The 19,866-nt window shown below is 56.9% G+C and carries 21 protein-coding genes; 15 read left to right on the top strand and 6 right to left on the bottom strand.

Translation table 11 applies throughout. The annotated features are described in order from the left end of the window. The first annotated feature begins 19 nt into the window (after positions 1–19). From eutC to eutR, 4 genes are read left to right on the top strand one after another with little or no spacing between them, the layout of a single operon-like run. A complete protein-coding gene (gene eutC, locus HVX72_RS06255; RefSeq protein ID WP_181822779.1) occupies positions 20–916 on the top strand; it encodes an ethanolamine ammonia-lyase subunit EutC in 897 nt (298 codons plus the stop codon). Between the two features lie 10 nt (positions 917–926). After that, positions 927–1,586 (top strand): ethanolamine utilization microcompartment protein EutL, encoded by a 660-nt coding sequence (gene eutL / locus HVX72_RS06260; protein ID WP_042290871.1) that lies wholly within the window; start codon positions 927–929, stop codon positions 1,584–1,586. Positions 1,587–1,598: 12 nt separating this feature from the next. Then, positions 1,599–2,099: an ethanolamine utilization microcompartment protein EutK gene (eutK, locus tag HVX72_RS06265; RefSeq protein WP_181822780.1), complete on the top strand. Its 501-nt coding sequence runs from the start codon at positions 1,599–1,601 to the stop codon at positions 2,097–2,099. A gap of 46 nt (positions 2,100–2,145) precedes the next feature. Beyond that, on the top strand, positions 2,146–3,198 hold the full coding sequence (eutR, locus tag HVX72_RS06270; RefSeq protein WP_181822781.1) for an HTH-type transcriptional regulator EutR: 1,053 nt from the start codon (positions 2,146–2,148) through the stop codon (positions 3,196–3,198). A 64-nt stretch (positions 3,199–3,262) separates the two neighbouring features. Here eutR and hemF read toward each other — a convergent pair whose 3' ends face one another. After that, positions 3,263–4,162, bottom strand: coding sequence for an oxygen-dependent coproporphyrinogen oxidase (hemF, locus tag HVX72_RS06275; RefSeq protein WP_042290866.1), 900 nt, complete (start codon positions 4,160–4,162; stop codon positions 3,263–3,265). 2 nt (positions 4,163–4,164) lie between these two features. After that, positions 4,165–5,034 carry an N-acetylmuramoyl-L-alanine amidase AmiA gene (amiA, locus tag HVX72_RS06280; RefSeq protein ID WP_181822782.1) on the bottom strand — a complete coding sequence of 290 codons (870 nt, stop codon included), beginning with the start codon at positions 5,032–5,034 and terminating at the stop codon, positions 4,165–4,167. 213 nt (positions 5,035–5,247) lie between these two features. Between amiA and HVX72_RS06285 the strand changes: the two genes are divergently transcribed. From HVX72_RS06285 to HVX72_RS06300, 4 genes are all read left to right on the top strand, one after another. Next, positions 5,248–5,673, top strand: a complete 426-nt coding sequence (locus HVX72_RS06285) for a GNAT family acetyltransferase (RefSeq protein ID WP_181822783.1) — start codon at positions 5,248–5,250, stop codon at positions 5,671–5,673. Next, on the top strand, positions 5,660–6,109 hold the full coding sequence (locus HVX72_RS06290) for a DUF2919 domain-containing protein (RefSeq protein WP_060570560.1): 450 nt from the start codon (positions 5,660–5,662) through the stop codon (positions 6,107–6,109). Before HVX72_RS06285 ends, HVX72_RS06290 begins: the two co-directional genes overlap by 14 nt. A 59-nt stretch (positions 6,110–6,168) precedes the next feature. After that, positions 6,169–6,744 carry an RpoE-regulated lipoprotein gene (locus HVX72_RS06295; protein WP_042290861.1) on the top strand — a complete coding sequence of 192 codons (576 nt, stop codon included), beginning with the start codon at positions 6,169–6,171 and terminating at the stop codon, positions 6,742–6,744. Positions 6,745–6,839: 95 nt separating this feature from the next. Further along, entirely contained in the window at positions 6,840–7,739 is a 900-nt protein-coding gene (locus HVX72_RS06300) for a Dyp-type peroxidase (protein ID WP_042290859.1), read from the top strand. Between the two features lie 91 nt (positions 7,740–7,830). Here HVX72_RS06300 and pbp4b read toward each other — a convergent pair whose 3' ends face one another. Together pbp4b and murP are read right to left on the bottom strand one after the other, a co-directional pair. Further along, complete coding sequence (gene pbp4b, locus HVX72_RS06305) at positions 7,831–9,129, bottom strand: penicillin binding protein PBP4B (protein WP_181822784.1); 1,299 nt, start codon at positions 9,127–9,129, stop codon at positions 7,831–7,833. 3 nt (positions 9,130–9,132) lie between these two features. Next, the gene (gene murP, locus HVX72_RS06310; protein ID WP_181822785.1) at positions 9,133–10,566 is read right to left on the bottom strand and encodes a PTS N-acetylmuramic acid transporter subunit IIBC; all 1,434 of its coding nucleotides are present in this window, start codon (positions 10,564–10,566) and stop codon (positions 9,133–9,135) included. A 257-nt stretch (positions 10,567–10,823) separates the two neighbouring features. On the opposite strand from murP, the gene murR reads away from it, so the two are divergent. The 7 genes from murR (at position 10,824) to cysM (ending at position 17,541) form a co-directional block, all read left to right on the top strand. Next, positions 10,824–11,684, top strand: coding sequence for an HTH-type transcriptional regulator MurR (murR, locus tag HVX72_RS06315; protein WP_042290854.1), 861 nt, complete (start codon positions 10,824–10,826; stop codon positions 11,682–11,684). A gap of 125 nt (positions 11,685–11,809) precedes the next feature. Next, positions 11,810–12,601 carry an SDR family oxidoreductase UcpA gene (gene ucpA, locus HVX72_RS06320; RefSeq protein WP_042290853.1) on the top strand — a complete coding sequence of 264 codons (792 nt, stop codon included), beginning with the start codon at positions 11,810–11,812 and terminating at the stop codon, positions 12,599–12,601. 153 nt (positions 12,602–12,754) lie between these two features. Next, positions 12,755–13,771: a thiosulfate/sulfate ABC transporter substrate-binding protein CysP gene (cysP, locus tag HVX72_RS06325; protein ID WP_042290852.1), complete on the top strand. Its 1,017-nt coding sequence runs from the start codon at positions 12,755–12,757 to the stop codon at positions 13,769–13,771. Then, entirely contained in the window at positions 13,771–14,604 is an 834-nt protein-coding gene (cysT, locus tag HVX72_RS06330) for a sulfate/thiosulfate ABC transporter permease CysT (protein ID WP_042290851.1), read from the top strand. The genes cysP and cysT overlap by 1 nt, the downstream gene beginning before the upstream one ends. Then, on the top strand, positions 14,604–15,479 hold the full coding sequence (gene cysW / locus HVX72_RS06335; RefSeq protein WP_042290850.1) for a sulfate/thiosulfate ABC transporter permease CysW: 876 nt from the start codon (positions 14,604–14,606) through the stop codon (positions 15,477–15,479). The genes cysT and cysW overlap by 1 nt, the downstream gene beginning before the upstream one ends. After that, on the top strand, positions 15,469–16,563 hold the full coding sequence (cysA, locus tag HVX72_RS06340) for a sulfate/thiosulfate ABC transporter ATP-binding protein CysA (RefSeq protein ID WP_181822786.1): 1,095 nt from the start codon (positions 15,469–15,471) through the stop codon (positions 16,561–16,563). The genes cysW and cysA overlap by 11 nt, the downstream gene beginning before the upstream one ends. 66 nt (positions 16,564–16,629) lie before the next feature. Further along, a complete protein-coding gene (gene cysM, locus HVX72_RS06345) occupies positions 16,630–17,541 on the top strand; it encodes a cysteine synthase CysM (protein WP_042290846.1) in 912 nt (303 codons plus the stop codon). Between the two features lie 221 nt (positions 17,542–17,762). Here the strand turns inward: cysM and HVX72_RS06350 are convergent, their stop codons facing one another. Continuing rightward, the gene (locus HVX72_RS06350) at positions 17,763–18,503 is read right to left on the bottom strand and encodes a type 1 glutamine amidotransferase (RefSeq protein WP_181822787.1); all 741 of its coding nucleotides are present in this window, start codon (positions 18,501–18,503) and stop codon (positions 17,763–17,765) included. A 12-nt stretch (positions 18,504–18,515) separates the two neighbouring features. Continuing rightward, positions 18,516–19,808: a transcriptional regulator PtsJ gene (ptsJ, locus tag HVX72_RS06355; RefSeq protein ID WP_181822788.1), complete on the bottom strand. Its 1,293-nt coding sequence runs from the start codon at positions 19,806–19,808 to the stop codon at positions 18,516–18,518. Positions 19,809–19,866: the final 58 nt, after the last annotated feature.

Genomic DNA, 19,866 nt, shown 5'->3' on the forward strand with positions numbered 1-19,866 from the left:
GACGCGGGGATGAGACACCATGGATCAAAAACAGATTGAAGAAATTGTACGTAGCGTGATGGCGTCAATGGGCCAGGATGCGCCACAAACCGCCGCGCCGTCCGCGCAGGGATGCCATAAGCCGCAGTGCGCGACGCCCGTCGCCAGCGAAAGCTGTGAGGTCGATTTAGGATCCGCACAAGCCAAAGCGTGGATTGGCGTTGAGCATCCGCACCGCGCCGACGTGCTCACAGAGCTGCGTCGTAGCACCGCCGCGCGGGTTTGCACGGGGCGCGCCGGGCCGCGCCCACGCACCCAGGCGCTGCTGCGCTTTCTCGCCGATCACTCGCGTTCGAAAGACACGGTGCTGAAAGAGGTGCCGGAAGAGTGGGTGAAAGCCCAGGGGTTGCTGGAGGTGCGTTCGGAAATCAGCGACAAAAACCTGTATCTGACCCGCCCGGACATGGGGCGTCGGCTGAGTCCGGAAGCGGTCGAGGCGCTGAAAGCGCAGTGCGTGATGAGTCCGGACGTGCAGGTGGTGGTATCCGACGGTCTTTCCACTGATGCGATCACTGCCAACTATGAGGAGATTTTGCCGCCGCTTCTCGCCGGGCTGAAGCAGGCGGGGCTGAAGGTCGGCACGCCGTTCTTTGTGCGCTATGGCCGCGTGAAGATAGAAGATCAGATCGGCGAGATCCTCGGTGCGAAGGTGGTTGTTCTGCTGGTCGGCGAACGTCCAGGGCTGGGACAGTCAGAAAGTCTCTCCTGCTACGCGGTCTATTCCCCGCGTGTGGCGACCACCGTGGAAGCCGATCGCACCTGTATTTCGAACATCCACCAGGGCGGCACCCCGCCGGTCGAAGCGGCCGCCGTCATTGTCGATTTGGCCAAACGAATGCTGGAGCAAAAGGCGTCCGGCATCAACATGACCCGTTAAAGGAGGCATCATGCCAGCATTAGATTTGATTCGACCCTCGGTCAGCGCGATGCGCGTGATTGCTTCCGTAAACGACGGGTTTGCGCGCGAACTGAAATTACCGTCGCATATACGTAGCCTCGGTCTCATCACGGCAGACTCTGACGACGTGACGTATATTGCCGCAGACGAAGCGACGAAACAGGCGATGGTGGAAGTGGTGTATGGCCGCTCGCTATACGCCGGCGCTGCCCACGGCCCGTCGCCTACCGCCGGAGAAGTGCTGATTATGCTCGGCGGACCAAACCCGGCGGAGGTTCGCGCCGGACTGGACGCGATGGTCGCCCATATTGAAAGCGGCGCTGCGTTCCAGTGGGCGAACGATGCGGAAGATACGGCATTTCTCGCTCACGTGGTGTCGCGCACCGGTTCGTATCTCTCGTCAACCGCGGGGATTGCGCTGGGCGATCCGATCGCTTATCTGGTTGCGCCGCCGCTGGAGGCGACCTTTGGTATTGATGCGGCGATGAAATCTGCCGATGTTCAACTGGTGACCTACGTGCCGCCGCCGTCGGAAACCAACTATTCCGCTGCGTTTTTAACCGGGAGCCAGGCGGCCTGTAAAGCGGCCTGCAATGCCTTTACCGATGCGGTTCTGGATATCGCCCGTAGTCCCATCCAGCGCGCGTAACGGAGGTTGCCGATGATCAATGCGCTGGGATTACTGGAAGTGGAGGGCATGGTCGCGGCGGTGGATGCCGCGGATGCCATGCTGAAAGCCGCCAACGTTACGCTGCTGAATCACGAAGTGCTTGACCCTGGCAAGGTGACGCTGGTAGTGGAGGGCGATCTGGCGGCCTGTCGGGCGGCGCTGGATGCCGGAAGCGCCGCGGCGCAGCGCACCGGACGCGTCATCAGCCGAAAAGAGATTGGGCGGCCCGAGGATGACACCCAGTGGCTGATCGGCGGGTTTCAGCGTGCATCGGCGCCTCCCGCGCCGAAAACGGCGCCGCAGCCGCCTGGCGTACCGGACAACGCCGATGCGCTGTTGGCAAAACTCGCCGGGGTGCGTCAGGGCATGACGGCGGGCGAGGTCGCCGCGCACTTTGGCTGGCCGCTGGAGCAGGCCCGGGCGGCGCTGGAGCAGCTTTTTACGGACGGGGCGTTGCGTAAACGCAGCAGTCGCTATCGCATAAAAAATTAATCTGTCGGAGGGCCGGGCGTCTCAACAGGCGTCCGGCATAAAGATCATGAAAAAGACCCGTACAGCTAACTTGCACCATCTTTATCATGAAGCATTACCCGAAGACGTAAAACTGACGCCGAAGGTGGAAGTGGACAACGTTCACCAGCGGCGAACCACGGACGTGTATGAGCACGCCCTGACTATTACCGCCTGGCAGCAGATTTACGATCAACTGCATCCCGGCAAATTTCATGGCGAGTTCACGGAAATCCTGCTCGATGATATTCAGGTGTTCCGTGAATACACCGGACTGGCGCTGCGCCAGTCGTGTCTGGTCTGGCCGAACTCTTTCTGGTTTGGTATTCCGGCGACGCGCGGCGAGCAGGGGTTTATTGGCAGCCAGTGCCTCGGCAGCGCGGAGATTGCGACCCGGCCGGGTGGTACCGAGTTTGAACTGAGTACCCCGGACGATTACACCATTCTTGGGGTGGTGATTTCGGAAGATGTGATCTCCCGGCAGGCCAACTTTTTACATAACCCGGAGCGGGTGCTACATATGCTGCGCAGCCAGGCGGCGCTGGAGGTCAAAGAGCAGCACAAAGCGGCGCTGTGGGGCTTTGTTCAGCAGGCGCTGGCGACGTTTAGCGAGAATCCGGAGAATCTCCATCAGCCCGCCGTACGAAAAGTGCTTGGCGATAACCTGCTAATGGCGATGGGGACGATGCTGGAAGAGGCGCAGCCAATTCATACGGCGGAAAGCGTTAGCCATCAGGGCTACCGCAGGCTGCTGTCGCGGGCGCGGGAGTATGTGCTGGAAAACATGTCTGAGCCGCTGACGGTGCTGGATCTGTGCAATCAACTGCACGTCAGCCGTCGCACGTTGCAGAATGCGTTTCACGCTATTTTGGGGATTGGCCCAAACGCGTGGTTGAAAAGGATCCGCCTGAACGCGGTGCGCCGCGAACTGATCAGTCCGTGGTCGCAAAGCGCCACGGTCAAGGACGCCGCGATGCAGTGGGGATTCTGGCACTTGGGCCAGTTCGCCACCGACTACCAGCAGTTGTTTGCCGAGAAGCCGTCGTCGACGTTACATCAACGAATGCGCCAGTGGATGTGAGGCAATGGCGGCTGCGTGATTGCCGCATGGCGCGCCGCTTATCCAGCCTGCGAAGCGGCGCGACTCACACCCAGTCGCGTACCTGAATAAAGTCACTCAATGCGGCTTCCGGGCTACCGTCTTCCGGCTGCCAGTCGTACTCCCAACGCACCAGCGGCGGCATCGACATCAAAATCGATTCGGTGCGTCCGCCTGTCTGTAACCCAAACAGGGTACCGCGATCCCAGACCAGGTTAAATTCCACATAACGCCCGCGACGATACAACTGGAAGTTACGCTCGCGCTCGCCCCAGGGCATCGCTTTGCGACGTTCGACGATCGGCAGGTAGGCGTCGGCATAACCGTTCCCCACCGCCTGCATAAAGGCGAAACAGCGATCGAAATCCGGTGTGTTCAGATCGTCAAAAAACAGCCCGCCGATGCCGCGCTGCTCATTGCGATGCTTCAGGAAAAAGTAGTCGTCACACCATTTTTTATAGCGGGGGTAGAGCTCGTCGCCAAACGGCAGACACAGATCGCGCGCGGTCCGGTGCCAGTGAACGGCATCGTCGGCAAAACCGTAGTAGGGCGTGAGGTCAAAACCGCCGCCGAACCACCAGACCGGATCGGCACCGGGCTTTTCGGCAATAAAAAAGCGCACGTTAGCGTGGCTGGTGGGAACGTACGGGTTGAGCGGGTGCACCACCAGCGAGACGCCCATCGCTTCGAAACTGCGTCCGGCCAGCTCAGGACGATGGGCCGTGGCGGAAGCGGGCATCGCCTCGCCATGGACATGGGAAAAATTTACGCCCGCCTGCTCAAAAATGCCGCCGTTACGCAGTACCCGACTGCGTCCACCGCCGCCAGCTTCACGCTGCCAGCTGTCTTCAATGAATGTCGCGCCGTCAATGGCGCTGAGCTGCTGGCAAAGGGTGTCCTGCAAGGTCAGCAGGAACTGTTTAACGCGTTGTGCATCGGGTTTCATATTCAGCGTTTCTTCGAATGAGCTTTCTGGTTATCGAACCAGTGGAAATAACTGACGACGCCATTGGCGATGGCGGTCGCGATTTTCTGCCGGAACGCCGCAGTGCCCAGCAGTCGCTCTTCTTCCGGATTCGTGATAAAGGAGGTTTCCACCAGCACCGACGGTATTGACGGTGATTTTAGCACCACAAACGCCGCCTGTTCCGTGGAACGGCTGTGCAGCTTGTGCACGGGTTTGATCTTCTTAAGAATGTGCGATCCAAGCGTCAGGCTGTTTTTAATGGTGTCCGTCTGCACCAGGTCGAACAGCACCTGTTGTAACAGGTGATCCCTGTTGGTGGTTTTTTTACCGGCCACCTCGTCGGCGCGGTTTTCGCGGTCGGAAAGGTATTTCGCCATTGCGCTACTGGCGCCGCGATTAGACAATGCGAACACTGACGCGCCTGAGGCGCTTGGGTTTGTAAAACCGTCGGCGTGGATCGACATAAACAGATCGGCGCCGTGCTTATGAGCGATTTCCACGCGATCGTACAGAGGGATAAACGTATCCCCCGAACGCGTCAGGCGGCAGTCGATTCCCTGGCTGCGTAATATTGAACGTACATTTTTGGCGATCGCCAGCACGACATGTTTCTCTTTCGAGCCGTTGCGACCAATCGCGCCGGTATCAATGCCGCCGTGGCCGGGGTCCAGCACCACGATCCGCTTGCCGCCCGATTTTTTTTTCGCGGGCAGGCTGTGTCCGTTGCTGGTTTTCAGGGGAGCTTCTTTTGCTGTGGCGTGGGTCATCCCCGAAATGGTCAGGGCAGCCAGCCCGGCTTTCAGCACCTGGCGGCGCGATGTGAGTGTTTTTAGGGGTTTAAAAGTGCTCATACGGCCTGAGTTGTAAAAATATTTAATCCAGATGTTATATCGTATCGCGTAATCCGTTACGACTGTTGATGTTGAGAATTGTTTTACTTTTCATTTCAATACATGACAGCTCGCTATTATGCCATTTTTTTCACCGCTTCGCGTCAGATATTGGCTGAATCAACGCTTTGCGCCATAATCTTGGTTTTTAGACCCGAAAAGGCGGCAAATACCATGGAGATACGCGTTTTTCGCCAGGAAGATTTCGAAGAGGTGATCACCCTTTGGGAGCGCTGCGATCTGCTGCGTCCGTGGAACGATCCTGAAATGGATATTGAGCGTAAGCTCAATCATGATGTCAGCCTGTTCCTCGTGGCTGAAGTCAGCGGCGAGGTGGTCGGGACGGTGATGGGGGGATACGACGGCCATCGCGGATCCGCTTATTATCTTGGCGTGCACCCGGAGTTCCGGGGACGTGGTATCGCCAACGCGCTGCTCAACCGGCTGGAAAAGAAGCTCATTGCGCGTGGTTGTCCAAAGGTGCAGATCATGGTGCGCGAGGATAACGACGTGGTGCTCGGCATGTACGAACGGCTGGGCTATGAACATACGGACGTGCTCTGTTTGGGTAAGCGCCTGATCGAAGATGAAGAATACTGAGTTTCATCCTGCTGATTACGACGCGCATGGCCATTTGCGCCTGCCTGCGCTGTTCTGGCTGGTATTGTTGCTGCAGGCCCGAACCTGGGTGCTGTTTGTGATTGCCGGTTCCTCCCGGGAACAGGGCAATACGCTGCTGAATTTGTTTTATCCCGATCACGATAATTTCTGGCTTGGATTGCTGCCTGGCGTCCCGGCGGTGCTGGCTTTCCTTCTTAGCGGGCGGCGCTACGCTTTTCCTGCGATCTGGCGAGGGCTTTACGCGGCACTGATCCTGGCGCAGGCGGTGCTGCTGGGCTGGCAGCTTGTGCTATGGCTGCAAGGGGAAGCGGTTAACGGCGTCAGTCTGGCGCTGGTGGTGGCGGATGTCGTGGCGTTGATCTGGCTGATCTCCCATCGTCGGTTACGCGCCTGCTTCACCCTTGAAAAAGAATAACGGCACTTTTTGGCGAACCGGGACTCCAAGCAACGATGATGAATAAAGAAGGAAGTGTGATGAAATCGCTGCGTTTGATGTTATGTGCGATGCCGCTGGCGCTGACCGGGTGTTCGACGCTCTCGTCTGTAAACTGGTCTGCGGCGAATCCGTGGAACTGGTTTGGCTCCTCGACGGAGGTGACCGAGCAGGGCGTTGGCGCATTGACTGCCGCCACGCCGCTTAATGAACAGGCGATAGCCGACGCGCTGGACGGGGATTATCGCCTGCGCAGCGGAATGAAAATCGCCAACGGCAACGTCGTGCGCTTTTTTGAAGCCATGAAGGACGACAAGGTGGCGATGGTCATTAATGGCGAACAAGGCACCCTTAGCCGCATCGATGTTCTCGACAGCGACATTCCTTCCGAAGCCGGGGTCGACGTGGGCACGCCGTTTAGCGATCTCTACAGCAAAGCCTTTGGCAACTGCCAGCCAGCCACTGATGACGACCGCGTCGCGGTGGAGTGTAAAGCGCAAGGCAGTCAGCATATTAGCTATCTCTTTTCCGGCGAATGGCATGGGCCGGAAGGCTTAATGCCGTCTGATGACACGCTTAAAGAATGGAAAGTCAGCAAGATAATCTGGCGTCGTTAATTTGCGTCTGAACAAACCGCTGCGCGTAAAAACAGGGTAAAATAGCCTCCATCAATGCCACGACCGCGTGGCATTCTCATTTTCCAGGAGGAATGATGTCTCAGGTTCAGAGTGGCATTTTGCCAGAACATTGCCGCGCCGCGATTTGGATTGAAGCGAATGTTAAAGGCGACGTTGACGCACTGCGCAGCGCCAGCAAAGTCTTCGCCGATAAGCTGGCGACGTTTGAAGCGAAATTTCCCGAGGCGCATCTGGGCGCGGTCGTGGCTTTTGGACACGACACCTGGCGTGCGCTGAGCGGCGGCGTCGGGGCCGAAGAGCTGAAAAATTTCATCCCTTACGGTAAGGGACTCGCACCGGCCACCCAGTATGACGTCCTGATCCACATTCTTTCCCTGCGTCACGATGTGAATTTCTCCGTAGCCCAGGCGGCGATGGAGGCCTTTGGCGACTGCGTTGACGTTCAGGAAGAAATCCATGGCTTCCGCTGGGTGGAGGAGCGCGATCTCAGTGGTTTTGTTGACGGTACCGAAAACCCGGCGGGTGAAGAAACGCGTCGTGAAGTGGCGGTCATTAAAGACGGTGTGGATGCAGGCGGCAGCTATGTGTTCGTGCAGCGTTGGGAACATAACCTGAAGCAGCTCAACCGCATGAGCGTTCACGATCAGGAAATGATGATTGGCCGTACGAAAGACGCGAATGAAGAGATCGACGGCGACGCGCGTCCGGCCACCTCTCATCTGAGCCGTGTCGATCTTAAAGAAGACGGTAAAGGGCTGAAAATTGTTCGCCAGAGTCTGCCGTACGGCACCGCGAGCGGCACCCATGGCCTGTACTTCTGCGCTTACTGCGCGCGTCTGCATAACATTGAGCAGCAGTTGCTGAGCATGTTCGGTGACACCGACGGTAAACGTGACGCGATGCTGCGCTTCACCAAACCGGTGACTGGCGGCTATTACTTTGCCCCATCACGGGATCGCCTGCTGGCGCTGTAAGCGAATCAACCTGTAACCTGATAAGCGTAACGCCATCAGGAAAGCCGTGCCGGATAAGGCGTTGTTTGAACCCCTATCCGGTACGATGCGGTCATTTTATCGCCGCGTAGACCTGATCCACTACCCACCCATATGTCGCCATCGGCAGCAGGCCACTCTTGAACAGGTTCGGATTCGTTTGGGGATCGGCAACCGGTGAATGAGGTTTATTGCTCAACATCACAATGGCCAGATGGTTTACCGGATCGATAACGGTAAGCGTCCCCGTCCAGCCTGTGTGACCGTAGGCCTGCGCACTGGCCAACGCGCCAAATGTTGGCGTCATGCTGGCATTCCCGTTAACCCGCCAGCCCAGGCCGAACGTGGCGTCCTGCGCCGAGCGTTGGGTAAACATTTTCACCGTCTCCGGGCTGAACAATCTGACGTTGCCGTAGCCGCCGCCGTTGAGCATGGTTTGCATCAGTACGGCGAGATCGCCGGTGGTGGAAAACAGTCCCGCGTGGCCGGAGACCCCTCCCATCGAGTAGTAGGCTTTTTCATCGTGCACTTCGCCCCATAACGTCGTGGTGCGAATGTGCGGGAAATGAATCACGCCATCACGGGTGTTGCCGTTCAGCTCCGTCGCGGCGATCTGCGGTGGACGAAAGCCTTTCTGAAGGGGATTAAACACCGTATGGCTTAAACCCAGCGGACGATAAATGGCGTTTTCGACATAGTGGTCGAGAGGCTGGTCGGTGATGGACTCGACGATAAAGCCCAACAACATATAGTCGACGTCGCTGTAAATATGCTTCGTGCCGGGGCGGTATTCCAGCGGTGTGCGTTTGATCATCGCCAGCGTCGTGGCTTTATCCTGCGAGTACAGTTTCCCGGCGACGGCCTGGTTCGGATACTGCGGGTCAGCAGGGAAGCCGCCGGAGTGATGCAGCAGGTCCGCAATCCGTAACGCATTCTTCCCTTTAATCACATCTTCTGGCGCATCGGCAAAACCAGGAATGTACGTCGAAACGAGATCGTCCGGATGCAGTTTGCCCTCTGACATCAGCTTTTGCAGCGCAAAGTTAGTGGCGTACATTTTGGTGTTGGAGGCGAGGTCGTACAGGGTATCCGTGGTCGCCCTGATAGGCTGAGGCATCAGAACATGACCGTCGTATTTTTTGGCGTCGCCCCAGGCCTTGCGATAGACAATATGGTTATCTTTCACGATGAGCAGATTCACCCCGGGATAGCCCGCCGCCACCTGTTGCGCTATCCAGTTATCCAGCCTGTTCAGACGTTCAGTATCCATTCCGACTTTTTCAGGCGTACTTTCCGTAAGAACCGGAAATGGGGTTGCGCTAAGGCTAAAACTCAGGGCCAGCGCGGACATAAGCAGAAAACGTTTACGCATAATTTAGTCCAGATTGACATTACGGCAGCCAAACAGCGCGGTAAAAATAAAGCCGCCAACGTAAGCCACCAGCATCCCTCCGGCGTACACCGCCATGGCTGGCAGGATCCCTTGCGCAGAGGTCATTAAAGGCAAGGCCACCAGCCCTGACGGACCGAATGCGCTGTTCAGCCCCATAGGCAAACCTGACCAGGCCACCAGACCGATAAACAGCCCGCCTGCGGCGCCGCCCAGACAGGCGGTAATAAATGGTTTCATTCGCGGCAGCGTCACGCCGTAAATAAGCGGTTCACCGACGCCGAGCAGCCCGGGGATTATCGCTCCGCGGATCTGGCTGCGGATGGCGCTGTGTTTTTCCGCGCGCCAGTAGAGCGCCAGCGCCGCGCCGACCTGACCCGCGCCCGCCATAGAAAGAATAGGGAACAGGCTGTTAAATCCCTGACTGCTCATTAACGCCAGATAAACCGGGATAAACCCCTGATGGACGCCAAACACCACCGCAACCAGAAACAGCCCCGCCAGCACGGCGCAGCCTAACGGGTTACTGTTGAGGTGGATAAACAGCCAGGACATTCCTTCGAACAGCCAGCCGCCGAGCGGCATAATCACCAGGTAGGCCAGCGCGGCGGTGACCAGTAAGGTCAGCGTGGCGGTCAGAAGCATATCGAGATCGTCCGGCATAAAGCGGCGAATGACGTTCTCAATTCGCGCACTTGCCCATGCCGCAATCAGTACGCCGATTATGTTCCCGCGAGGATCGATTGTCAGGCCAAAGAAATCCTCAATGCCTGCGTAATAACCGGTGGTCGCGGCGGGGTTATAGCCCAGCAGAAACAGTGAGGCGATGATGGCGCCGTTTACGCCCGTTCCACCAAAGGCCTGTGCGGCGTTATAGCCAATCAGGATCACCAGGAAGGTGAAAAGTCCTTTACTGAAGACCTTCATAAAGTTCAGCGCGTCGGGCAAGGCGCCCTGCGCATCTGCCGGTACGTGCAGCACCGTAGCAAGAAGTGTGGCAATCCCCAGCAGCAGGCCTGCGGCAATAAAACCGGGGATCAGCGGCGTAAAGATAGTGGCAAACCTGGCGAGGAACTGCTGAATGCCGGCGGTCTGTTTTGCTTTGATCTGCTTTTTGGTGTTTGCGGCAATCTCCGCCGCGCCAGCCGTAACGGCAGGGCCGCCGTTTTCAAGGAGGGCATTCATGGCATCCGCTGCCCGCTGCGCTTTGCCGGGGCCAAAAATGACCTGAACCTGATTATCCGACAGCACCACGCCTTTAATGCCCTCCAGCGTTTTGATGCTGGCGTCAATCAGACGACTGTCATGTACCGTCAGGCGTAAACGCGTCATGCAGTTTCCGCACCGGGCAATGTTTTCCGCTCCGCCAACCCGGGAGAGGATTGCCTGCAGGAGATCAACGCTGATTTCTTTTGCCATTCGCTTTATTCCTTCTCCGGTCCCGGGTGAATGCTACCGCCGCCATTTTGTCGAGAGCGCCACAAACTTTACAGCTTAACGGGGCTGCTACTATGGAAAATGAATGGAATCATATATTCTCTGTTTTACATCGCAATGGAATCGTTGAATTGCCGTGTGAAGAATGTGAGGGTAGTCATACTCTGGTAAACAATCGGGTATCCTGCCGGGCAGGCGGTAGAATTGAGAAATCCGTTAACAGGGGAGAGTAAGACGACATGTTTTTTCTGGCGAAAATACGCAGCGCTGAAGCAGAATTTACCGACAATGAACGCAAGATCGCTGAATTTCTGTTGGCTCATCTCAACGAGCTAAAAACCGTCTCCTCCCGTCAGCTCGCGAAGCAGTTGCAGGTTAGCCAGTCGAGTATTGTCAAATTTGCCCAAAAGCTGGGGGCGAAGGGGTTTACTGAATTACGAATGGCGCTGATTGAGGAAAACAGCGCCAGGCGCGAAAAAAAGCAGGATAAAGCGCTACATCTGCACAGCTCAATCACCAGCGAAGACAGCCTGGAGGTCATTGCCCGTAAGCTGAATCGCGAAAAATTATCCGCCCTGGAAGAGACCAGTGGCCTGATGGATTTTGTCCGGCTGAAACAGGTGATTGAAACCATCAGTCGAGCCGGGTTTATTCAGATAACCGGACTGGGCGGGTCGGCGCTGGTGGGACGCGATCTGTCGTTTAAACTGATGAAGATTGGCTATCGCGTGGCCTGTGAAGCGGATACGCATGTGCAGGTGACGGTTGCGCAGGCGTTGCAGAAGGGCGATGTGCAACTGGCGATCTCCTACAGCGGCGCCAAAAAGGAGATCGTACTCTGCGCGCAAGCGGCGCGCGAACGGGGGGCGACGGTGATTGCCATTACTTCGCTTGCTGATTCCCCGCTGCGCCGGCTGGCGCATTACACGCTGGACACGGTTTCGAGTGAGAAGGCATGGCGCAGTTCATCTATGTCGACGCGTACCGCTCAGAACTCGGTCACCGACCTGCTCTTTGTCGGGTTGGTACAGCGCAATGATGTCGAGTCATTACGAATGATCGAACGCAGCAGTGAGTTGATTAATCTGCTCCGGGATTGATTCCGGCGCATTTTTTCCTAAGATTTACCTTAATTAGTGAGCTGTTCCTCAGCACTTATCTGTTTTTAATGTATTTTCGTTGTTAATGGAGTGTAAGACTTCATATTCACAAGGAGAGCATTGAAATGGGTAAACTCACGGGCAAAACAGCATTGATTACGGGCGCATCGAAGGGCATTGGCGAAGGGATCGCCAGAGTGTTTGCTCGCCACGGCGCGAACTTAATCCTGCTGGATATCTCCGATGAGATTGAAAAGCTGGCGGACGAACTGGGTGGACGCGGTCATCGCTGCACGGCCGTGGTGGCGGATGTAACGGATCCGGCGTCTGTCGCCGCAGCGATCAAGCGAGCGAAAGAGGTGGAAGGACGCATCGATATCCTCGTCAACAACGCGGGCGTGTGTCGCCTCGGTGGTTTCCTCGAGATGAGCGATGAAGATCGCGACTTCCATATTGATGTCAACATTAAAGGCGTCTGGAACGTCACGAAAGCCGTATTGCCGGAAATGGTAAAACGTAAAGATGGCCGCATTGTGATGATGTCTTCGGTGACCGGCGATATGGTGGCCGATCCGGGTGAAACTGCTTATGCGTTGTCGAAGGCGGCGATTGTCGGCCTGACCAAATCGCTGGCGGTGGAATTTGCGCAATCGGGGATCCGCGTGAACGCCATTTGCCCGGGCTACGTACGTACGCCAATGGCGGAAAGCATCGCCCGCCAGTCCAACGCGGACGATCCGGAATCGGTGCTGACAGAAATGGCGAAGGCGATACCACTGCGTCGTCTGGCCTGTCCGCTGGAAGTGGGCGAACTGGCGGCGTTCCTGGCCTCCGACGAGTCCAGCTATCTCACGGGCACCCAAAACGTGATTGACGGCGGCAGCACGCTGCCGGAAAGCGTCAGCGTCGGCGTCTGACCGACGTTACACCCCTTCCGCTGACCGGAAGGGGTTCTCTTATTCCCTTTTCAACTTTCAAATCAGCAAACGGTATATAAAACCGTTACTCCTTTCACACTGGTTATAAATATTATGGCTATTAGAAAGTCATTAATTTTATAAGGGTGCGCAATGGCCGTTAACTTACTGAAAAAGAACTCTCTGGCGCTGGTTGCGTCGCTGTTGCTGGTCGGGCAGGCGCAGGCGACGGAACTGCTTAACAGCTCCTATGACGTTTCCCGCGAGCTGTTTGCCGCCCTTAACCCGCCATTTGAACAACAGTGGGCGAAAGATAACGGCGGCGACAAGCTGACCATCAAACAGTCTCATGCCGGTTCTTCAAAACAGGCGCTGGCGATTTTGCAGGGGTTAAAAGCTGATGTGGTCACCTATAACCAGGTCACTGACGTGCAGATCCTGCATGATAAAGGCAAGCTGATCCCGGCGGACTGGCAGAGCCGTTTGCCGAACAATAGCTCGCCATTCTATTCCACGATGGGCTTCCTGGTGCGTAAAGGCAATCCGAAAAACATTCAGGACTGGAACGATCTCGTGCGTTCCGACGTGAAGCTGATCTTCCCAAACCCCAAAACCTCCGGTAACGCGCGCTATACCTATCTGGCGGCCTGGGGCGCGGCAGATAATGCTGACGGTGGCGACAAAGCCAAAACCGAGCAGTTCATGACTCAGTTCCTGAAGAACGTCGAAGTGTTTGATACCGGCGGACGCGGCGCCACCACCACGTTCGCCGAACGCGGGCTGGGCGATGTGCTGATAAGCTTCGAGTCCGAAGTGAACAACATCCGTAAACAGTACGAAGCGCAGGGCTTTGAAGTGGTGATCCCGAAAACCAACATTCTGGCGGAATTCCCGGTCGCGTGGGTCGATAAAAATGTGCAAGCCAACGGGACGGAAAAAGCGGCGAAAGCGTACCTGAACTGGCTGTATAGCCCACAGGCGCAGACCATCATTACCGGTTTTTATTACCGGGTGAATAACCCGGAAGTCATGGATAAGCTGAAGGATCAATTCCCACAGACCGAACTGTTCCGCGTGGAAGATAAGTTTGGCGCCTGGCCGGATGTCATGAAAACCCATTTCGCCAGCGGCGGCGAACTGGACAAACTGCTGGCGGCGGGGCGTAAGTAATGTTTGCTGTCTCCTCCAGACGCGTACTGCCGGGCTTTACCTTAAGCCTGGGCACCAGCCTGCTGTTCGTCTGCCTGATTTTGCTGTTGCCGCTGAGCGCGCTGGTGATGCAGCTCTCGCAGATGAGCTGGGCGCAATACTGGGAGGTCATCACTAACCCGCAGGTGGTCGCAGCCTATAAAGTGACGTTGCTGGCGGCGTTCGTGGCGTCGATTTTTAACGGCGTATTTGGCCTGCTGATGGCGTGGATCTTAACCCGCTACCGTTTCCCGGGGCGCACGCTGCTGGACGCGCTGATGGATCTGCCGTTCGCCTTGCCAACCGCGGTCGCAGGTTTGACGCTGGCTTCACTTTTTTCAGTCAACGGTTTTTACGGCCAGTTTTTGGCGAGCGTCGACATCAAAGTTACGTATACCTGGCTGGGGATTGCGGTGGCGATGGCCTTTACCAGCATTCCGTTTGTGGTACGCACCGTGCAGCCGGTGCTGGAAGAACTGGGCCCGGAATATGAAGAAGCGGCGGAAACGCTGGGCGCAACGCGTCTGCAAAGTTTTCGTAAAGTCGTGTTACCGGAACTGTCGCCTGCGCTGGTGGCGGGAGTTGCCCTGTCTTTTACCCGTAGCCTCGGCGAGTTCGGGGCGGTGATTTTTATCGCCGGGAATATCGCCTGGAAAACGGAAGTGACGTCGCTGATGATTTTCGTGCGGTTGCAGGAATTTGATTACCCCGCCGCCAGCGCGATCGCTTCGGTGATCCTCGCGGCTTCGCTGCTGCTGCTGTTTTCGATTAACACTCTGCAAAGTCGCTTTGGCCGACGCGTGGTAGGTCACTAATGGCGGAAGTTACTCAATTGAAGCGTTATGACGCTCCCCGCATTAACTGGGGAAAATGGTTTCTGATTGGCGTCGGTATGCTGGTTTCAGCGTTCATTTTGCTGGTGCCGATGATTTACATCTTCGTACAGGCGTTCAGCCGTGGGCTGATGCCGGTTATCGAGAATTTATCTGACCCGGACATGCTCCATGCCATCTGGCTGACGGTGCTGATTGCGCTGATCGCGGTGCCGGTGAACCTGGTGTTTGGCGTTCTGCTGGCCTGGCTGGTGACGCGTTTTAACTTTCCCGGTCGCCAGCTTTTGCTCACGCTGCTGGATATTCCGTTTGCGGTATCGCCGGTGGTCGCCGGGCTGGTGTATCTGCTGTTCTATGGTTCCAACGGCCCGCTGGGCGGCTGGCTGGACGAGCATAACCTGCAAATTATGTTCTCCTGGCCGGGGATGGTGCTGGTCACTATCTTTGTCACCTGTCCGTTTGTGGTGCGAGAACTGGTGCCGGTGATGCTCAGTCAGGGCAGTCAGGAGGACGAGGCGGCGATTTTGCTCGGCGCTTCCGGCTGGCAGATGTTCCGCCGCGTAACGCTGCCCAATATCCGCTGGGCGCTGCTGTACGGCGTGGTACTGACCAACGCCCGGGCGATTGGCGAATTTGGCGCGGTGTCGGTGGTGTCCGGCTCAATTCGCGGCGAAACGCTGTCGCTGCCGTTACAGATTGAGCTGTTGGAGCAGGACTATAACACCGTTGGCTCCTTTACCGCCGCCGCGCTGCTGACGCTGATGGCGATTATTACCCTGTTTTTAAAGAGCATGTTGCAATGGCGCCTGGAGAATCAGGAAAAACGCGCGCAACAGGAGGAACATCATGAGCATTGAGATTGCCAATATTAAGAAGTCTTTTGGTCGCACCCAGGTGCTGAACGATATCTCGCTGGATATTCCTTCTGGTCAGATGGTGGCGCTGCTGGGGCCGTCCGGCTCTGGTAAAACCACGCTGCTGCGGATTATCGCCGGGCTTGAGCATCAGACCAGCGGGCATATTCGTTTTCACGGCACTGATGTCAGCCGCCTGCATGCCCGCGACCGTAAGGTCGGGTTTGTGTTTCAGCACTACGCGCTGTTTCGCCATATGACCGTCTTTGACAACATCGCTTTTGGCCTGACGGTGCTGCCGCGTCGTGAACGACCGAATGCGGCCGCTATCAAGACGAAAGTGACCAAACTGCTGGAAATGGTGCAACTTGCGCACCTGGCGGATCGTTTTCCGGCGCAACTTTCCGGCGGGCAGAAACAGCGGGTGGCGCTGGCGCGCGCGCTCGCCGTTGAGCCGCAAATTTTATTGCTCGACGAACCCTTCGGCGCGCTGGATGCCCAGGTGCGTAAAGAGCTCAGGCGCTGGCTGCGTCAGTTGCATGAAGAGCTGAAATTCACCAGCGTGTTTGTGACCCACGATCAGGAAGAAGCGACCGAAGTGGCGGATCGGGTCGTGGTGATGAGCCAGGGCCATATTGAACAGGCCGACGCGCCGGATCAGGTCTGGCGCGAACCGGCCACCCGCTTCGTGCTGGAGTTTATGGGCGAGGTGAACCGACTGCAGGGCACTGTTCGCGGCGCGCAGTTCCACGTCGGCGCGCACCGCTGGCCGCTGGGTTATACCCCTGCGTATCAGGGGCCGGTCGATCTGTTCCTGCGTCCGTGGGAAGTGGACATTAGCCGTCGTACCAGTCTCGACTCGCCATTGCCGGTACAGGTGATCGAAGCCAGCCCGAAAGGCCACTATACCCAGTTAGTCGTGCAGCCGCTGGGATGGTATAACGAACCGCTGACGGTGGTGATGCAGGGCGACGATACCCCGGCGCGCGGAGAACGCCTGTTTGTCGGCCTGCAAAATGCCCGTCTGTATAATGGCGAGCAGCGCATTGAGCGCAATGAAGATGTGGTATTGGCAGAAATAGCGTAATCCCGGGATGATTTTACCCAGGCCCGATAAGCGTAGCGCCATCGGGCATTGAGTTGGACAAAAGACGTGAACACACTAGAACAAACAATCGGCAATACGCCTTTGGTGAAATTGCAGCGGATGGGGCCGGACAACGGCAGTGAAATCTGGCTCAAACTGGAAGGTAACAATCCCGCCGGGTCGGTGAAAGATCGCGCTGCGCTATCGATGATCGTGCAGGCGGAAAAGCGCGGGGAAATTAAACCAGGCGACGTACTCATTGAAGCAACCAGTGGAAATACCGGGATTGCGCTGGCGATGATTGCCGCGCTGAAAGGCTACCGCATGACCCTGCTGATGCCGGACAACATGAGCCAGGAGCGACGCGCGGCAATGCGCGCTTATGGCGCAGAGCTGATTCTGGTCAGCAAAGAGCAGGGCATGGAAGGGGCGCGCGACTTAGCGTTAGCCATGTCAGAACGCGGAGAGGGTAAACTGCTCGATCAGTTTAACAACCCTGATAACCCGCTGGCGCATTACAGCACCACCGGGCCGGAGATCTGGCAGCAAACTGCCGGGCGCATCACCCATTTTGTCTCCAGTATGGGCACGACCGGCACAATCACTGGCGTGTCGCGTTTTCTGCGCGAGCAGGCGAAGCCTGTCACCATCGTTGGCCTGCAACCGGAAGAGGGCAGCAGCATTCCGGGGATCCGCCGTTGGCCTGCGGAATATATGCCGGGAATATTTAACGCCTCGCTGGTTGACGAGGTACTGGATATTCATCAGCAGGCTGCGGAAAACACCATGCGCGAGCTGGCGGTGCGGGAAGGGATTTTCTGCGGTGTCAGTTCCGGTGGCGCGGTGGCCGGGGCGATTCGTGTGGCGCAGGCGACGCCGGGCGCCGTCGTTGTGGCGATTATCTGCGATCGTGGCGATCGTTACCTTTCCACGGGTGTGTTTGGCGAAGAGCATTTCAGCCAGGGGGCGGGGATATAACCAATGCCGGTCAGTGTGTCACTGACCGGTTTGACGTAGATTAGGCTTTTTCTTTTAAATCAGCAGTCAGCAGTCAGCAGTCAGCAGTTCACGAACGAAGTTATCCGTTTTCTCTGCCGCAGGCGCTTTGCGGTCATACGTTCTGGGAAAAACAGCAATGGTCTTTCCCTGCCTTCCTTGCGATAAGAAATCCTTCGTTGTTCTGACAAGGCGTCCTGCGTTTAGTTGCACCCGCGACCGGGGTAATTTTCTGAATGTGCTTGCAGAAGTTTATCCAGAAACCGCCACAGCGTTTCATTCATTTCCTGGTAATTCCATTCGCGCATTTCCTTTACCGAACGGATGAACGTTTTCCCTGCGGCTTCCGCCAGCTCCTGTTGGGAGTGCCTAATTAACCCTTCGACGGACTCGGCGGTAAATTCCATGTGGCACTGGAAGCCGTAAATGAAATGACCAAACTGCACAATTTGTCGCGGACAGCCTTTACTTTCCGCAATGACGGTCGCCTGATCGGTTAATCCCGGCATATCGTTATGCCAGTGACCGACACTCAGTGGAGAATCAAAGTGAGAGAAAAACGGATGCTCTTTGCCTGTTGCGGTCAGCGTAATAGGGAAATGACCGATCTCTTTTTCCGGGCTTTTGCAGACCTTTGCGCCCAATGCTTCGCCAATCAATTGCGCGCCAAGACAGATGCCCACCACAATACGTCCGGCGCTTATCGCCTGATTAATGAGATGCTGTTCCGCCAGCGAGTCAAAGTACGGACATTCTGCAAGCGTTGTTCGCGGCGACTGGGGGCCGCCAAATACAACCAGCATGTCAAAGCCGTCCGCGTTCTTCGGCACGGGTTCTCCGGCATAAACGCGAGACCATGAGAGGGTATAGCCCCGTTGTTCTGCCCATGGCAGATAGGCGCCGGTGGATTCAAATGATTCGTGAACAACAAAATGTACTCGCACGCTCTTCTCCTGTTAGCCATTCAGCGCCTGATAAATATCAGCCGCCAGGGTGTTGATATCGCTGTCGCTCAATGTCGACAGCGTGATACGCAGACCGTGTGCAGGTTCGTTCACGCCAAACGCCTCACCTTCGCGCACCAGCCAGCCTGATTTCGCCAGCATAAAAGCGGTTTTCTGACTGATGTCCTTCAGTGGCAGCCACAGATTCAGACCGTCGCCCGGCGGTACGGCCAGGCCATACTGGCCCAGCGCCCCGGCCAGCTTTTGCTGGCGGGACGCATAAAACTGCCGGGTATGGTTCAGTGAGCGCTGAAAATCACTGTCGTTCAGGCAGGCAGAAGCGAGATCCTGAAGGAGATGACTGACCCACTGGCTGCCCGCGTTCAGGCGCAGACGCAGTTTCTGCGACGTCAGCGGATCGCTGGAAACGATGGCGAGACGCAGGTCCGGGCCGAGCGTTTTCGACATTGAACGCACCACCGCCCAGCGCAGGGTTTCCGCGGCGATAACCGGATGCCAGGCTGATGTCGAGAGCAGGGCGAAATGATCGTCGATAATGACTAACACCTGCGGATAGCGGGCAAGTATGTTTTGTAACGCGGCGGCACGCGTGGCGCTCAGGCTGCATCCGGTTGGATTATGCGCGCGTGGGGTAATAATCACCGCGCGTGCGCCCAGGCGTAAAGCCTGCTCCAGCATGTCCGGTTGCATGCCTTCCTCGTCAACGCGCACGGGCGTGGCGCGAAAACCGCTGTAGCGCAGCATATTAATGCTGCTCAGAAAGCACGGATCTTCCACCGCCACGCTGTCGCCCGGCAGCAGGTGGGCGCTCAGCAGGCGTTCAATGGCATCAATGGCGCCGCTGGTAATATCAATTTCGCCTTCGGCAGGGGTGGCATCCTTCATCCATGTTTGCGCCCACTGTTGTAACGCGGGCGATAACGCTTCATCGCCGTACAAGCGGTGAGTATGCGTGAGCGTTTTTAGATAGCGTCCCAGCTCGGGCAGACGATCCGCTGCGGGATTGCCGCCGGAAAGATCGACAAGCGGAGTGTGCGGATCGCTTCCTTCCAGCGCAACTGGCGCAGAGGCGCCGTTTATCACCGTGCCGTTGCGCCCCTGACTCAGCGCCAGTCCGGAGATGACCAGCCGTTTGTAGGCCGCAGCGACAGTATTTCGGTTGACGTTTAGCGCCTGGGCCAGTTCGCGCACGGGAGGTAAGGTATCCCCCGAACGTAACGCTCCGCTGGTGATATGCTGGCGGATGCTGTCAAAGATTTCGCTGGCGGTTTTTCCGTCGATCATTATTGACCTATGACAAAATGAATTTTAGCATATGACGATAATAGTGAGGCGCCAGCCC

The sequence above is a fragment of the Citrobacter sp. RHB21-C05 genome (assembly GCF_013889015.1).
GTDB classification, from domain to species: Bacteria; Pseudomonadota; Gammaproteobacteria; order Enterobacterales; family Enterobacteriaceae; genus Citrobacter_A; species Citrobacter_A sedlakii.

What these genes read in the sequence shown, in the direction of transcription:
- eutC (WP_181822779.1), top strand. Translation starts at nt 20, where the DNA reads ATGGATCAAAAACAGATTGAAGAAATTGTACGTAGCGTGATGGCGTCA.
- eutL (WP_042290871.1), top strand. Translation starts at nt 927, where the DNA reads ATGCCAGCATTAGATTTGATTCGACCCTCGGTCAGCGCGATGCGCGTG.
- eutK (WP_181822780.1), top strand. Translation starts at nt 1,599, where the DNA reads ATGATCAATGCGCTGGGATTACTGGAAGTGGAGGGCATGGTCGCGGCG.
- eutR (WP_181822781.1), top strand. Translation starts at nt 2,146, where the DNA reads ATGAAAAAGACCCGTACAGCTAACTTGCACCATCTTTATCATGAAGCA.
- hemF (WP_042290866.1), bottom strand. Translation starts at nt 4,162, where the DNA reads ATGAAACCCGATGCACAACGCGTTAAACAGTTCCTGCTGACCTTGCAG.
- amiA (WP_181822782.1), bottom strand. Translation starts at nt 5,034, where the DNA reads ATGAGCACTTTTAAACCCCTAAAAACACTCACATCGCGCCGCCAGGTG.
- HVX72_RS06285 (WP_181822783.1), top strand. Translation starts at nt 5,248, where the DNA reads ATGGAGATACGCGTTTTTCGCCAGGAAGATTTCGAAGAGGTGATCACC.
- HVX72_RS06290 (WP_060570560.1), top strand. Translation starts at nt 5,660, where the DNA reads ATGAAGAATACTGAGTTTCATCCTGCTGATTACGACGCGCATGGCCAT.
- HVX72_RS06295 (WP_042290861.1), top strand. Translation starts at nt 6,169, where the DNA reads ATGAAATCGCTGCGTTTGATGTTATGTGCGATGCCGCTGGCGCTGACC.
- HVX72_RS06300 (WP_042290859.1), top strand. Translation starts at nt 6,840, where the DNA reads ATGTCTCAGGTTCAGAGTGGCATTTTGCCAGAACATTGCCGCGCCGCG.
- pbp4b (WP_181822784.1), bottom strand. Translation starts at nt 9,129, where the DNA reads ATGCGTAAACGTTTTCTGCTTATGTCCGCGCTGGCCCTGAGTTTTAGC.
- murP (WP_181822785.1), bottom strand. Translation starts at nt 10,566, where the DNA reads ATGGCAAAAGAAATCAGCGTTGATCTCCTGCAGGCAATCCTCTCCCGG.
- murR (WP_042290854.1), top strand. Translation starts at nt 10,824, where the DNA reads ATGTTTTTTCTGGCGAAAATACGCAGCGCTGAAGCAGAATTTACCGAC.
- ucpA (WP_042290853.1), top strand. Translation starts at nt 11,810, where the DNA reads ATGGGTAAACTCACGGGCAAAACAGCATTGATTACGGGCGCATCGAAG.
- cysP (WP_042290852.1), top strand. Translation starts at nt 12,755, where the DNA reads ATGGCCGTTAACTTACTGAAAAAGAACTCTCTGGCGCTGGTTGCGTCG.
- cysT (WP_042290851.1), top strand. Translation starts at nt 13,771, where the DNA reads ATGTTTGCTGTCTCCTCCAGACGCGTACTGCCGGGCTTTACCTTAAGC.
- cysW (WP_042290850.1), top strand. Translation starts at nt 14,604, where the DNA reads ATGGCGGAAGTTACTCAATTGAAGCGTTATGACGCTCCCCGCATTAAC.
- cysA (WP_181822786.1), top strand. Translation starts at nt 15,469, where the DNA reads ATGAGCATTGAGATTGCCAATATTAAGAAGTCTTTTGGTCGCACCCAG.
- ptsJ (WP_181822788.1), bottom strand. Translation starts at nt 19,808, where the DNA reads ATGATCGACGGAAAAACCGCCAGCGAAATCTTTGACAGCATCCGCCAG.